This is a genomic window from Hydrogenophaga intermedia, assembly GCF_000723405.1.
GTDB lineage: Bacteria > Pseudomonadota > Gammaproteobacteria > Burkholderiales > Burkholderiaceae_C > Hydrogenophaga > Hydrogenophaga intermedia.
The window spans coordinates 34,194-47,937 of the sequence record NZ_CCAE010000018.1 but is presented as its reverse complement, the minus strand read 5'-3'; the positions used below and the strand labels follow the sequence as shown (position 1 = coordinate 47,937).

Below are 13,744 nucleotides of genomic sequence, written 5' to 3'. Positions count from 1 at the left end.
TGCGCGGCTCACCGCGCAGGGCATGCAGCCTCAGGCGGGGACTGCATGGGCATGCCGCGTTCAGCTGCGCGGCGCTGCATCAGGCGCCGGTGTTCGTCCATGACGCGCTGACATTCTTCAGGCGTTTTGGCCGCTTGCAGCTGCGCGTGATGCTGCGCGCGCTCCTGCTCGCTCATCATCGACCAGCCAGGCGTGTGGTTCGGCCCGGCGTGCCAGGGGCCGGACATTGGCCGAGCGCCTTGCGCGCAGCCCGCGCTGACGGCGCCGACCAGGGAGAGCAACACGGCGATGGATCGAATGGAAAAGTGGTTCATGACACGCTCCTTTGCGTTGGGATTTGAGACTAAGCGCAGAGCGGCGCCATCACCTTGACGGGCATCAAGCGCAGGCGCGGTGCGTTCGATTCAAGTCGAGGCCAATTCGTCCTCCACGCGCCGCTCGATTTCGGCCGGGCCCACGTGGCTCAGGTCCACCGGCAGGCTGGTTCTGAGCAGCCTGCGCGTGCCATCGCTCAGCGCTTCGCGCAGATCGCCCAGGAATGGGTTGCCGGCGAACACCACGAGTGAACCGTAGGCACTGGCGCGGGCGCCCTCATCCAGGTAGTCGGCCAGTTCGCGCGCGAAGCGCTGGTGCTCCTTGTGCACGGGGTCCGTGCGCGGCTCGTAGGCCATGCCACCATGGCCGCGGTCCGCATATTCGCGACCGGCGCGGTCGTCGCTCAATTCGCTGGCCTTGAGCCGGGACTGCGGGTGCGAGAACGCAGCGACCTGCACCATGGGCATGCCGCGCTCGCGTTGCATCACCCGCGCGTGCGCGGCGCAGGCCACCAGAAACCATTCGACAGCAGGCATGTTCGTCTCCTTCGACTGCGGGCGTCGGTCGGGCACCGACGGAACAGCCACGATAGGCGCAGGGACAGCCGGCGGATTTGATCCATCGCAAGGCGCCTGCCCGCCCGGCCCGGCACAGTGGTGCCCATCAACAGCCCGATGCGGAGGTGCATGCCATGAACCCGTTCCAGCGAATCCTCGTGCCTGTGGATGGCAGCGAGACGTCGAAGAAGGCCCTGGACGCCGCCGTCCAGCTCGCCCGCGCCATGGGCGGCCAGATCCGCGTGATGCATGCGATCGACGAGCTGATGTACGTGAGTGGCTACGAGTACACGGCCGATCTGTTGGGTGCCGCGCGCACCTGGGCCCGCGAAGCGCTGGACGAGGCCATGGTCACGGTCAAGGCCGCGGGCGTGGCCTGCGACTCGCAGCTCATCGACGAACTGGGCCCGCGCCTGGGTGAGTCGGTGGCGCGGGTGGCGCGCGACTGGAAAGCCGACCTGATCGTCGTCGGCACGCACGGCCGCCGCGGTTTCAACCGCCTGGTGCTGGGCAGCGGTGCGGAACAGATCATCCGGCTGGCGCCTGCGCCGGTGATGGTGATCCGGCCCGACGACGCGATCTGATGCCCGCGCGACCGCACCGGAGCCGACAGGCTCAATGAGACATCAGCACCGGCAGCGTCATGGAGCGCAGCACGGTGCGACTCACGCCCCCCAGCACCCACTCGCGCACGCGCGCGTGACCGTAGCAGCCCATGACGAGCAGGTCGGCCGACAGGTCGCAGGCGCGTGAGAGCAACAGCTCGCCCAGGTCGGCAGGCTCGATGGGGTCTTCGTGCCACTGCACCGACACGCCGTGCAGCCGCAGCCAGCCGCGCAGATCCAGCCGCGGACCCTGCACCGCGGGGGCGGGTTCGGGCGCCCAGCACAGCACGTCCACCCGCTCGGCACGCTGCAGCAGCGGCAGTGCGGCGACCACCGCGCGCATCGATTCACGACCGGGCTTCCAGGCAATGGCGATGCGCCGCGGCAGTGGCTCGAAGTCGCCGGTGTAAGGCACCACCAGCGCGGGCCGCCCGCTGGCGGCGAGCACACCTTCCACGAAGTCGGGGGGCACGTCGGGCGCCGGCATGCTGCCGGGGTCGTGCTGGCCCAGCACCAACAGATCAGCGAACAGCGCCTGCTCGGCGAAACCCTGGATCAGGGGGAACACGGTGAGCTCGCTCCAGGCGGCGTCGCCATCGGGCTGGCGCATCTCGCGCTCGAAGACCGCGCGCGCCTCGGCGCAGCGCTGAAGCTCGCGCTGCAGCAGACTCGACGCGTGCTCGCCGAACTCGGGATAGGGCATGGCCGAAGGCACCAGGCTGGCGGCGTAGAGCGCATCCAGCACCGCGCCGTGAGCCTGCGCCATCTGGCGCGCGAGCTTCAGGCGCACGGCGGCGCGCGCCTGAGCATCCATGTGGACGAGAACCTGCTTGTAGGCCATGGGCACACTCCTTGAATCGCCCACGCAGCTTGCAGCGCGCCCACGCCCACCGACTTGATGCGCGTCAACTCCGCCGCGCCCGGCCCCTCACAACTTGCTTTCGATCTCCTTGAGGCGCTGGCGGATCTCGCCGCGCCGCCCCTCATCGGCCGCGGCGCGGCCCGGGCGATCGGGCGCCGCCAGCGCCTTCTCCAGCACCGGCCGAGCCTGCGCATAGCGCTTCTTGCGCAGCAGGAAGTCGCCGTAGAAGTAGTTCGGGTCGATCCCGTCGGGGTTGATCGCAAGCGCCTGCTTGAGCAGGGTCTCGGCCTTGGCGTCGTCACCGAAGCCCAGCGGCCAGCCCGGCACCTGGTAGTACAGGCTCCCCAGGCTGGTGTAGGCGGAGCCGTCGAGGGCCTTCGGATCAAGCTTGAGCGCTTCTTCCAGCTCGGTCCTGGCTTTCTTCACCAAGTCGAGCGCGCCCAGCCCGCCCTTGGCGCCTGCGTAGGTGCTGAGCACGATGCCGTGCCAGATGTGCAGCTCGGCCGCCGTGGGCTCGGCGGCCACGGCCTGCGCGGCCTGCTGGGCGAGTTCGGCGAAGGCGGCCTCGCGCTGCTTGTCGGGCAGCTTGTAGTTCACCTCGGCCCAGCGGGCCTGGATGCCGTCGAGCTGCTGGCGGGCGCCCTCGCTGAGCGCGAGAGCCGGCGAGGCGGCGCCCGCGCCCAATGCGGCAACGAGGGCGATGGCAAGAAGGTGTTGGCGGGCGTTCTTCATGGAGCGGTTCCTGGCTGGGCTTCGCGCGCGAAGCGCTGGATGATGGGCAACTGCTTGCGCAGCGCACGGTCCACCAGACGCGGCAGCAAGCCGTTGAGGCGGACGAAGAATTTCTCGGGACTGCCGAGGTAGATCTCTTTCGGTTCGTCGCGCAAGGCGTCGACGATCTGACGGGCCACCGATTCCGGAGCATCCATGGCCACCTGCAACTGACGGTTCATCTGCACCATGGCGTCCGCGTTCATCGAGGTGCGCGTGGAGCGCGGCGCGGCGTAGAGCACGCGCACCGGGCCGTCGGCCAATTCGCGGCGCAAGGCCTCGGCAAAGCCGCGCAGCGCGAACTTGGTGGCGCTGTAGACCGCCTGGCCCGGGTAACCGATGGAGCCGAAGATGGAGCCGAGAAATACCACCATGGCCCGAGGGCGCTCACGCAGCAGCGGCAGCAGGGCGCGCGTGAGCTGCAGCGTCGCCGTGAGATTGAGCGACACCACCCGCTCGATGGCCGCGTCGTCCATGCCGTCGAAGAGGCCGAAGTGGTTCACGCCAGCCGCGTTGATGAGCCCGTCGAAGTGGCCGATTTCGCGCGCGGCGTCCACCACGGCCTGGCGGCCGTGCGGCGTGTGCAGGTCGGCCACCACCACGCGCACGCGCTGCGGGTGGTGTTCGGCCAGGGTGAACAGGGCCTCGCTCTGGCGCCCGACCACCAGCACGCGCGCCCCGCGCCGGCACAGCTCGGCCACCAGGGCATGCCCGATGCCCCCGCTCGCGCCGGTGAGCACCCAACGGCTCGTTGCCAGGTCCATGGCGCGCTCCTCAGGCCGCGACCGCCGCCAGCCGCTCGGCCGGGCGCAGGGCGCGGAACATGTCGCCATAGAGGCGGTAGACCACGCGGGCCGTGTGCAGCACGGCCTGGCGGTCGCCTTCGTTGTCGAGGCGGTTGACCAGACCGGCAAAGAGCTGGATGTGGTCAAGGTCCAGCGCGCCATGCGAGCTGAGGTAGCTGAAGGCCGTGGGCGGCAGGCCCAGCGCCTCGCGGATGTGTCCCGCCGCGCGCGTGGCGAGCTGGATGCTGGTGCCTTCGAGCACGTTGACCATGCCAAAGAAGCTCACCGGGTTGTGGCGATGAATGCGGTCGTACACGTAGCTGACCATGAGCTCGGTGGCCAGGGCAGGTTCGCCCTGGCGCACCGCGTCGACGTCGCCACCGCAGGCCTGGATGTCGTTGAGGATCCACTCCTGGTGGCCGTACTCCTCCTCGATGTACTCGGCCACCGCTGCACGCAGCCATTCCAGCCGCTCGGGCAGGCGCGCGCCGCAGGCCATGAGCAGGGGCACGGTGTGCTTGACGTGGTGGTAGGCCTGCGTGAGGAAGGCGACGTAGTCCTCTGTGGTGACGCGGCCTTCCATGGCCTGGGCGATGATGGGCGCGCCGAGCAGGTAGGCGCGTTCGCTGGCGGTCTGTGCCTGCAATTGGTCGAAGAAGTTCATGCGATGTCCTGAATGGGGGAAAGGGGATCGAGGGCGGCCAGCGCGGTGGCGTAGTGCGCGCGCAAGGCCTCGCGGCGCAGCCGCCCGTTGCTGGTGGCCAGGCCGTTGGCGGCGGTGAAGGGCTGGTCCGCGCGCCGCCAGTGGTGCGCGCGCGCGTAGTCGGGCAGCGTGCCGTTGACGGCCGCCACGGCGGCGGCGAGTTCCGCGTCGCTGACGCCCGCGTGGCGCGGCACCAGCACAGCCAGGTTCTCGGGCAGGGCCTCGCCGTACAACCAGGCCTGCGCGATGGGGGCCTGCTGCGTGAGCTCGGTCTCCACCCACTCGGGGTTGACGTTGCGGCCGTAGGCGGTGATGAACTGGTGCTTCTTTCGCCCCTGCAGCACGAGATGGCCCGCCTCGTCGAAGTGGCCGAGGTCGCCGGTGGCCAGCCAATCGCTGGCGTCGGTGCCTTGGGATGCCTCGCCCAGGTAGCCGAGGAAGCATGCCCCCCGCACCAGCACCTCGCCGTCGTCGGCCAGGCGCACGCGCGCGTGCGGCAACGGCCGGCCCACGGAGCCGATTCGGTTGTCGCCGGGCGCGTTCAGGCACACCACCGAGGCGCACTCCGACAGCCCATAGCCTTCGAACACCGGCAAGCGCGCGGCGGCCGCGCGACGCAGCAGGGACGGCGCCACGTGCCCGCCACCGACCGCGATGAACCGCAGGCTCGGCGGCGGCGCCCAGCCGCGCTCGGCCGCGGCCACCAGGGCCTGCAGCAACTGCGGCAGCAGGATGAGGCTGTCCGGCTGGCTCTCACCCAGGCGGGCCAGCAGACGCGGCAGGTCCAGCCCGCTGGCGCCTTGCAGGCCGATCTCGGCCATGGGCCTGAGTTCGGTGCAAGCACCGCCCAGCAAGGGCGCGTACACGCCGGCCACGTTCTCGAGCAGCGTGGCCAGCGGCAGCACGGCCAGGTGGCGGCGCGCGCCGCTGGCACCCACCAGGTGCCACAGGCTGGCGGCCACCGCGAGCATGGACGCGGCGTCCAGGCACACACCCTTGGGCAGCCCCGTGGTGCCGGAGGTGTAGGTGATCTTGACCGTGCCAGCGGGCACCGGCGGCGCGATCGGCACCGGGCGCTGTGACAGGGAAGGCGCCACGGGATGGAAGCCCGCGTCCTGCGACCAAGGGGCCGGCTCACCGATGAGGGTATCCACACCCGCGCTGTCGACCACGTGGCGTTGCTGCGCGACCGAGAAGAAGCCGGGCACCGGCACACACACCAGGCCTTCGGCCAGCAGGGCCAGGTCCCACAGCACCCAGTCGATGCCGTTGTCCAGTGCCAACGCCACGCGGCGCGCGCCGAACCCGGCCAGTTGGGCGCGGCGCCGCTGCACCTGCAGCATCAAGTCCGCGTAGTCGAGGCAACGTGTGCCGTCGGTGATCGCAAGGCGCTCACCGTGCGAGGCGAGTGTCTGCCAGAAATGGGCGGAGGGGTGGGCGGGCGTCATGGCGTCACGCTACCCCGGGCCACCACGCTTGCGCGTCAGGGCTTTGCGCCAACTGGCGCTGGGCGGGCGGGATCTCGCCGAACACCACCTGCGGCTGCTGGGCGTAGTAGCGACCCCACTGCGGCAGCGCTTCGCCCATGCGGGCGGGATCGGCCGGCGCCAGCACGCGCGGCGTCAGGCCCAGGCGGCGAAAGCTGTTGAGCAGGCTGCGCGTGCCGGTGAACGCGACCCAGCGGTAACCCTGGCCGGCCAGCCAGTCCGTGAGCGCGACGATGAGCACGCGGGCGCAGCCGGGGCTGGTGGCCGCGAGGTTGCCGACCTCCACCACCTCGTGCCGCGCCACGGGCTCGCCGGCGACGGCGGCGATGGCCTGCTCGATGGGGAGGTCGACGTAGCGTTCGAGGAAGAGCGTCTCGCTCGCGGCGGGCCGGCAACCCGCCGCCCCGGCGAGCGCGCCAGCGGCGTCCAGCAGGCCCAGCAGGCGGGGCATGAAGTGGGTGAGTTGCGCCTGATGCTCTTGCTGGAAACGGCGCCGGATCAGGTCGAGGCCCCGGTCACGGGCCGCGCCCGCCAGGGGCCTCAGCACCAGGGGGCCACGTGGCGCTTCGCCCGGCGCGCCGGGCCCGCGGCAGGCGCTCGTCACGCCTGCGGGGTAGGAGATCTGGGTGTTCATGCCTCCATGCTCGGAGGCCAGCCTTAGATCAACATTAATGCGCGCCCCCCCATCAACGCGCCAGGCCAGGGCCACATCCGTTCGCCGCACGGGCGCGCACGCGATTAGCAAAGTTGCGCACACAACGACTACATGTCCGTGAAAGCCCCTTTACCGCTTACGGATGCGTGTTGCAAATAGGGCAAACCATTACGAATGTAATCGGACGGTTATTTTCGCGGCGTGGAATACGCCGGTCGTCCCGCACGGTGCGGGAGGCACGGGTCCCACCAGGACCCGGGACCCCACAACGGAGAAACCATTCCATGAAAAAGAGCCTGATCGCTCTGGCCGCACTGGCCACCATCAGCGGCGCCGCCATGGCGCAGTCCAGCGTCACCATCTATGGCCGCATGGACGCGTCCATCGGTTCCGAGAAGGCCGGTGCCGCTGGCGCCGCGCAGAGCACGTCGCAACTGCAGAGCGGCCTGCTGAGCACCAGCCGCCTGGGCTTCCGCGGCACCGAAGACCTCGGTGGCGGCCTGAAAGCCATCTTCCAGCTGGAAGGCGCGCTCAACGTGGACGACGGCACCGCCGCTGGCTACCGCTTCGGCCGCATGTCCATCGTCGGTCTGCAAGGCGGTTTCGGTACCGTCAAGCTCGGCCTGCACGACACGTCCTTCGACGACATCCGCGACATCAGCGTGAGCAGCGCGCTGTGGGACTCGGCCTTCACCCCTTCCACCATTGCGTACAGCAACTCGGTGGGCGGCGTGGCCGTGGGCCACGTGGCGGACTACTCCGCCCGCGCCAGCAACCAGATCCGCTATGAGTCGCCGAACTTCGGCGGCTTCACCGCGGGCGTGAGCTATGGCCTGGACGAGCAGGCCTCGCCCATCAAGCGCGACACCACCGCCTTCAACGTGCGCTACCGCGGTGGCCCGCTGGACGTGGGCGTGGGCTACCAGGAGCTGGACAACGAAGTCGGCGCGCTCAAGCGTGAGTACACGACCCTGGCCGGTGCCTACGACTTCGGCGTGGTGCGCGTTTCCGCCGGCTACAACATGGCCGAGCAAGGCGCCCTGGAGTCCAACGGCTTCGTGATCGGCGCCAACATGCCGATGGGTCCCTGGGACTTCTCGGTGGGCTACGCCTACAACAAGTCCGAGAACTCGGGTGTCGACACCGCCAAGTCCAAAGGCCTGGCGTTCGGCGCGACCTACTCGCTGTCCAAGCGCACCCGCGTGTACGCCGCTTACCTTGATGGTGACGCCGAGAACGGCGCCGGCACCGAGATCGCCGAGCGTCGCCTGTACGCCGTCGGCGTTCGTCACGACTTCTGATCGTGACCGCGGGGCCTTGCGGCCCCGCACCGGGGCCGCAAGGCCCCTCCCTTTCCAAGGTTTGGTTTTGACAGCCATCGCCCTCGCGGGCGGTGGCTTTTTTGTTGTCGGCGCGCGCTCACACCGGCTCAGGCGGCCCCGGGGTTGCCCTTCATGCCGATGAGGGTGGGGGTGTTGACCTTCACGCCCTTGATCACCTTCCTGGCGCGCAGGTGCGTGGCCACGACGTCCCACACCGGCTCGCCCTGGACGTTCTCCTGCACCGAGGCCCAGCCGGCCACCTTGTACTTCCTGTCCGCTTCGATGGGCTTGCCTTTGAGCATCATGTTCTGGATGCGCCCGCCCATGCGCTCCTTGGGCGCGATGCTGTAGCGCATGCCGCCCACGCGCACCATGTCGCCGCCCTGCTGGTAGTACGGGTCGGGGTTGAAGATGTTGTCGGCCACGTCTTCCAGGATCTCCTTGATCTGGGTGCCGGTGAACTCGTTGAGCGTCGTCGAGGGGTAGGTGATGGCCGTCTGGTCCATCAGCGCTTCCATGGTGATGGTGTCGCCCGGCAGCAGCGATGTGCCCCAGCGCACGCCTGGCGAGAAGCACAGGTCCGCGCCCTTCACCTCGATCAGCGCGTCGCAGATGACCTGGTCCCAGGAGCCGTTGAAGTTGCCACGTCGGTAGAGCAATTCTTCGGTGACCGCGAGCTTCTCTTGCAGCTTCGCCTGGTAGGGCGCGCGCACGCCGTCGATATGGGCCTGCATGTCGGCGTCGGCCGGCAGCAGGTTGGCGAAGATGGGCATGAGCTTGTACCGGTAGCCCTGCACCTTGCCGCCGCGCACGTCGAAGTCGAGCACGCCGAGGAACTTGGTGTTGGAACCGGCGTTGGTGACCAGGGTCTGGCCGCCGGGGTTCTTCACCACCGTGGGCGCGGGCATGCCGTCGTGCGTGTGGCCACCCAGGATGGCGTCGATGCCGCTGACGCGCGAGGCCAGCTTCAGGTCCACGTCCATGCCGTTGTGCGACAGCAGCACCACCACCTGCGCGCCCTTGCCGCGCACCTCCTCCACCATCTTCTGCAGGTGCTCCTCCTGGATGCCGAAGGTCCAGTCCGGCACCATGTGGCGCGGGTTGGCGATGGGCGTGTACGGGAACGCCTGGCCGATGACAGCCACCGGCACGCCGTTCATCTCGCGCAGGGTGTAGGGCTTGAAGACCAGGTCCTCGAAGTCGGTGGTCTTGATGTTGTGCGCCAGGAATTCGATGTGGCCCTTGAGGTCCTTCTCGACGATCTCCTGCACGCGTTTGGCACCGAAGGTGTGCTCCCAGTGCGAGGTCATGATGTCCACGCCCAGGCGCTTGCAGGCGTCCACCATGTCCTGCGCGTTGGTCCACAGCGAGGTGGCCGAGCCCTGCCAGGTGTCGCCGCCATCGAGCAGCCAGGCGTGGGGCCGGCTGGCGCGCAGCCGCTTGACCAGCGTGGCCAGGTGCGCGAAGCCGCCAACCTTGCCGTAGGTCTTGGCCGCTTGCGTGAAGTCGAGGTAGCTGAAGGCGTGCGCCTGCGCGGTACCGGGGCGGATGTTGAAATGCTTGAGCAGGGCCTCGCCGACCAGGTGCGGGGCCTTGCCGGTGGCATCGCCCACGCCCAGGTTCACGCTGGGCTCGCGGAAGTACACCGGCGTGAGCTGCGCGTGGCAGTCGGTGAAGTGCAGGAAGCTGACGTTGCCGAACGCCGGCACGTCGTAGAGCCGCTCACCGGCACCGGCCGTGGCGGCCAGCGCGTCGCGGTGGTCGAGCGCCATGCCGGCGGCGCTCGCGGCGGCCAGCAGTTGCATGAATTCACGACGGCTCAGGCTCATGGGGCACTCTCTTCAAAAGCAAACACTGATATTCAAAGGCGCAAAAAAGCCCAGGGGCCGCACGGGCCGCTGGGCTGCTTGACTCACTTGTTGACGGGCGAGTTCGGGTCGAGCAGCAGCGCCATCACGTGCTTGAGCTGCGTTTCATTGAGGATGCCCTTGTGGCCCGCGCGCGGCATCTGCGAACAGGCGTTGTAGGCGCGCGCGTTGTAGAGCTTGCCCCAGGTGTACTCGACGATGGGCTTGGACGCGGCGGCGTTCGGGTCGCTCACGCCGCGCAGCTTGCCGTAGTTGTAGAGGCTGGGGCCCAGGGTGCCGAAGGAGATCTCTTCCTTGCTGATCTGGTGGCAGTTGTAGCAATTGCCACCATTGGCCGCATCGGCCTTGTCGGTCCAGGTCAGGCCCCGGCCGCTCTGGGCGATCTTCTCGCCCTCTTTCCAGTCGCCCAGGAACTTGCCGTCCGCGGGCCACTTGATGGTCTTCATGCTGGCTTCTTCCACGGCCTTGGCCAGCTTCTCGTCCAGCGGCTTGCCGGACAGATCTGCCTGCAGGCAGGTGGCGTTGGCCTGGTCCTGGTCCAGGCGGTCGAGCGTGGCGATGCCCTTGGCCTGGAAGGAGTTCTTCATCGTGTCGGCGGTGGCCTTTTCCACGTCGGCCTGGGACGGCGGCATGGAGCAGGCGGCAAGCAGCGCGACGAGCGGGAGGAAGGCAAGGATGGTCCTCTTGTTCATCGTGGGTCTCCTCTTCAGCGCTTGATCGCGGGCACGGCGGACTCGGCGCCTTTGGCGTTGACGCCCATGTAGACGCTCAACGCCATGGTGGCGTCGCTGCCGAACTTGGGCTCGGGCCAGCGCATCTGGCGGAAGCAGTCGTTCAGGCGCAGTTGCATGCCCCACATCTGCGCGTTGGACACGCGATAGGCTGGCCAAGCCGCGAAGCCCACACCGTCGCCCGGGTTCTTGGTGAGGTTGGGCAGGTCCTGCAAGCGGATGCGCTTGTCGTCCGAGCCGTGGCAGGACGCGCAGGAGAAATCGTGCGTGCCGCCGCGCGTGAAGAACAGGCGCTTGCCCGTCTCGTACATGAGTTTTTCCTGCGCATGCGATTGCGGCAGGTTCATCTTCATGCCCTTGGACGCCGTGGCCACGTAGGTGGCGATGGCCGTCACGTTGGCCATCTCGCCGCGGCGGAACGGGGTCTTGCGGACCTCGTCGCCGTTGAAGCCCTGCAGCGTCTCCATGCAGGTGATGATGCGGCCCTCCAGGTCCTCCACGCGGTTGGTGTCCTTGAAGTAGCGCGGCAGCTCCACGAAGGCCCCCTTGATCACGCCCGGACCTTTACCCAGGTCGCATTGCTCCAGCGAAGCGTTCTTCGGACCGCGCTTCTGTTTCCAGAGCTCCTCGCCCTTCATTTCGTAGAGCTCGGCGGGGTTGCCGTCCTGCAGCATCTCGCGGTACTTGGCGATGCCATCGGCCGTGGACGACTGCGCGTGCGCGGCGGCGGCGCCAAGCACCAGCGCCGCAAGGGCAATGGCGCGGGAAACAGGTCGCTTCATGGGGAGATCTCCTCGTCTACTCGTTATAGAAACCCGTCGTGAGCCGGGGCAGTCCATCCAGGCCACCGCGGAACCGGCTTTGCCGGGCCGCAGGTGGCGCCCCCTGGGGGGGGGTCGCGCGAAGCGCGGCAGGGGGTTAGGCGACCGTTGCTTCGTCGGTGCGCGAATCGCCCTTGTTGTCGCTCCACTTCACCACGATCTTGTCGCCCTTGGCGCCGCCCTTGAACTTGAAGGACAGGAAAGGGTTCTGCGCCACGGCGCCAGTGAACTGGCCTTGCAGCACGGTCTTGCCGTTGTGGGTGCAGTCGACGTTCGTGATGAAGTGGCCGGGGATGAGGGCGCCGGCCGCGTCGCGGCGGGTGCCGGGTTCCATGATGTGCGACATGAGCACGCGAACAGTGGTTTCGCCGTCGGCAACGGCGGCGCGGATGCGCATCGGATCAGCCATGGTGGACTCCTGTGTACGTTGAATCTCGAAAGGGACGCGGGCCGATCAACCGCCGCAGCCGCCCAGGGTGACCTTGGTTTCCTTGGTCGCGGAGTAGAGCTTGCCGTCGGCCTTGACCACGGCAATCACGTTGGAGCTCTGGCCCATCTTCAGGCGCGTGGAGATCTCGGGCAGCGTGCCGGCCGGGATGGTGAAGGCGGCGGCCAGCGGCATCGGGTTCTTCTCGACGATGAGGAAGATCTCGGTGGTGTTGGGCAGCTTGCTGGAGGCGCCGATGGGCACCACGGCGCCGTTCTCGGCGATATCGGGGGCGACCACGGTGACCTGGTCGCTGTTGGCCGGCGTGCCGCCCACGGCCTTGAGCGCGTCGGCCAGGGTCTTGCCCTCGAAGCTCGAGCGTTCGAGCGCGGCGTTCGCCTGGCTCTGCGTAACGATGCCCAGCGAGACCAGGGTGGCAAAGGCACCGGTGGTCTTGAGGGCGTCTCGACGGTTCTGGTTCATGTTTGAACTCCTGTGCAAATTCGGGGCTTGAGGGGGGCGAGTTTATCGATCGAGACGCGAGGCCCGGGCACGGGCAGGCAATGCCCCGCGATCAGGGCCCGCGCTGGTGGGCGCGTCCACAAGAATGTCTATGCTCATACGCTAATGTTTCCTCGACGATAGGGACAGGGGGTAAACGCCAATGGGCATCGAGGGGCGGCCGCTCAACGCGGGCCACCCGCGATCCAGCGCGCGATGGCCAGGGCCTCGGCGTCCTTGAGCTGGGGCTGAGGCGGCATGGGGACGGCACCGTACACGCCACCGCCGCCGGACTTGATCTTGCCGGCCAGGTAGGTCTCCAGATCGGCCTTGCCCTTGTGCTTGGCGAGGATCTCGGTGAAGCCGGGGCCGACGATCTTGTTGCTGATGCCGTGGCATGCCGTGCAGCCATTGGCGGTGAGCAGCGCTTTCACATCCACCGCGCCCGGGGTGGCCGCCGGGGCGGCGGCCACCACCACCGGCGCGGGCGGGGGCACGCTGCCCACCGGGCCTTTGGGCGGCGGCTTCGTGGTGTCGGCACCGCGCACCGGGCCCACCACACGGTTCTGTTCCTGAATGTTGCCGTGCGCGTCGCGCGCGAAGTCGGGCAGCGAGGAACGCACCTGGGCCTCGGTGGGGCAGTCCTTCATGCAGGCCACGTTTTTCGCGTCGCCCTTGCCCGAGGCTTTCCACAGCGGCTCGTGAAACACCATGCCGTTGCGGTTGGGCATGCGCTTCTGCACTTCAGCGATGTTCTGGTCCGACAGCGTGAAGTCGGCCGGCACGATGTCGCCCAGGTGCAGGATGTACGCGAGCACGCCGTAGACCTCTTCGGTCTTGAGCGTCTTGGGCGCGTTCCAGGGCATGGCGCGGTTGATGTAGTCCCACAGCGTGGAGACAGTGGCCACCTTCATCAGCGTGGTGCGCTGCGGGAAGGTGTTGCCCGGCTCCAGGTTCTTCACGCGGCCACGTTCGATGTCGGCCTTCGTGGTGCCGCCCACGATGGGCGTGAACACCTCGTTCGATTCACCGAAGGAACCGTGGCAGGACGCGCACTGCGCCTCCCAGACCTTCTCACCCAGCGCGACGCTGCCCTCGCCCTTGGGCAGGCCCTTGAAGTCGGGGCGCACGTCGATGTCCCAGGCCTTGATCTCGGCGGGTGTGGCTTCGCGGCCGACCTCGTGCCAGGGTTGACTTTGGGCCAGCGCAAGCTGGCTCAAAGTCAGTGTGAGAACGCCGAAGCAGAACCGGGAAACACCGCGGAACCGGCTTTGCCGGGCCGCAGGTGTTGCCCCCTTGAGGGGGTCGCGCGTAGCGCGGCGGGGGTGATTCAT

General features: G+C 68.4%; 16 protein-coding genes. 2 read left to right on the top strand and 14 right to left on the bottom strand.

Annotated elements, in window-relative coordinates; all coding sequences use genetic code 11:
- Positions 1-8: 8 nt before the first annotated feature.
- A complete protein-coding gene (locus BN948_RS25670; protein ID WP_009517968.1) occupies positions 9-314 on the bottom strand; it encodes a hypothetical protein in 306 nt (101 codons plus the stop codon).
- Positions 315-404: 90 nt separating this feature from the next.
- Positions 405-851: a host attachment protein gene (locus BN948_RS12395; RefSeq protein ID WP_009517967.1), complete on the bottom strand. Its 447-nt coding sequence runs from the start codon at positions 849-851 to the stop codon at positions 405-407.
- Between the two features lie 155 nt (positions 852-1,006).
- Between BN948_RS12395 and BN948_RS12390 the strand changes: the two genes are divergently transcribed.
- Positions 1,007-1,456 (top strand): universal stress protein, encoded by a 450-nt coding sequence (locus BN948_RS12390; RefSeq protein WP_009517966.1) that lies wholly within the window; start codon positions 1,007-1,009, stop codon positions 1,454-1,456.
- A gap of 31 nt (positions 1,457-1,487) precedes the next feature.
- On the opposite strand, the gene BN948_RS12385 is transcribed toward BN948_RS12390, so the two are convergent.
- From BN948_RS12385 to BN948_RS12360, 6 genes are all read right to left on the bottom strand, one after another.
- Entirely contained in the window at positions 1,488-2,318 is an 831-nt protein-coding gene (locus BN948_RS12385; RefSeq protein WP_009517964.1) for a universal stress protein, read from the bottom strand.
- 87 nt (positions 2,319-2,405) lie between these two features.
- Positions 2,406-3,071, bottom strand: coding sequence for a tetratricopeptide repeat protein (locus BN948_RS12380; protein WP_009517963.1), 666 nt, complete (start codon positions 3,069-3,071; stop codon positions 2,406-2,408).
- Positions 3,068-3,874: an SDR family oxidoreductase gene (locus BN948_RS12375; RefSeq protein ID WP_009517961.1), complete on the bottom strand. Its 807-nt coding sequence runs from the start codon at positions 3,872-3,874 to the stop codon at positions 3,068-3,070. Before BN948_RS12375 ends, BN948_RS12380 begins: the two co-directional genes overlap by 4 nt.
- Before the next feature lie 10 nt (positions 3,875-3,884).
- Positions 3,885-4,559 carry an iron-containing redox enzyme family protein gene (locus BN948_RS12370; RefSeq protein ID WP_009517960.1) on the bottom strand — a complete coding sequence of 225 codons (675 nt, stop codon included), beginning with the start codon at positions 4,557-4,559 and terminating at the stop codon, positions 3,885-3,887.
- A complete protein-coding gene (locus BN948_RS12365; RefSeq protein WP_009517959.1) occupies positions 4,556-6,046 on the bottom strand; it encodes an AMP-binding protein in 1,491 nt (496 codons plus the stop codon). The genes BN948_RS12370 and BN948_RS12365 overlap by 4 nt, the downstream gene beginning before the upstream one ends.
- 4 nt (positions 6,047-6,050) lie before the next feature.
- Positions 6,051-6,719 carry a thermostable hemolysin gene (locus BN948_RS12360; RefSeq protein ID WP_009517958.1) on the bottom strand — a complete coding sequence of 223 codons (669 nt, stop codon included), beginning with the start codon at positions 6,717-6,719 and terminating at the stop codon, positions 6,051-6,053.
- Positions 6,720-7,024: 305 nt separating this feature from the next.
- Here BN948_RS12360 and BN948_RS25665 point away from each other — a divergent pair, with 305 nt between their 5' ends.
- Positions 7,025-8,041, top strand: a complete 1,017-nt coding sequence (locus BN948_RS25665) for a porin (RefSeq protein ID WP_009517957.1) — start codon at positions 7,025-7,027, stop codon at positions 8,039-8,041.
- A 128-nt stretch (positions 8,042-8,169) separates the two neighbouring features.
- Here the strand turns inward: BN948_RS25665 and soxB are convergent, their stop codons facing one another.
- The 6 genes from soxB to BN948_RS12325 form a co-directional block, all read right to left on the bottom strand.
- Complete coding sequence (gene soxB / locus BN948_RS12350; RefSeq protein ID WP_009517956.1) at positions 8,170-9,891, bottom strand: thiosulfohydrolase SoxB; 1,722 nt, start codon at positions 9,889-9,891, stop codon at positions 8,170-8,172.
- A gap of 83 nt (positions 9,892-9,974) precedes the next feature.
- Positions 9,975-10,622 carry a sulfur oxidation c-type cytochrome SoxX gene (soxX, locus tag BN948_RS12345; RefSeq protein ID WP_009517954.1) on the bottom strand — a complete coding sequence of 216 codons (648 nt, stop codon included), beginning with the start codon at positions 10,620-10,622 and terminating at the stop codon, positions 9,975-9,977.
- Positions 10,623-10,636: 14 nt separating this feature from the next.
- A complete protein-coding gene (soxA, locus tag BN948_RS12340) occupies positions 10,637-11,443 on the bottom strand; it encodes a sulfur oxidation c-type cytochrome SoxA (protein ID WP_009517952.1) in 807 nt (268 codons plus the stop codon).
- A gap of 136 nt (positions 11,444-11,579) precedes the next feature.
- Complete coding sequence (gene soxZ, locus BN948_RS12335) at positions 11,580-11,891, bottom strand: thiosulfate oxidation carrier complex protein SoxZ (RefSeq protein ID WP_009517951.1); 312 nt, start codon at positions 11,889-11,891, stop codon at positions 11,580-11,582.
- Between the two features lie 45 nt (positions 11,892-11,936).
- Complete coding sequence (gene soxY / locus BN948_RS12330; protein WP_009517950.1) at positions 11,937-12,392, bottom strand: thiosulfate oxidation carrier protein SoxY; 456 nt, start codon at positions 12,390-12,392, stop codon at positions 11,937-11,939.
- Between the two features lie 203 nt (positions 12,393-12,595).
- The gene (locus tag BN948_RS12325) at positions 12,596-13,744 is read right to left on the bottom strand and encodes a c-type cytochrome (RefSeq protein ID WP_009517949.1); all 1,149 of its coding nucleotides are present in this window, start codon (positions 13,742-13,744) and stop codon (positions 12,596-12,598) included.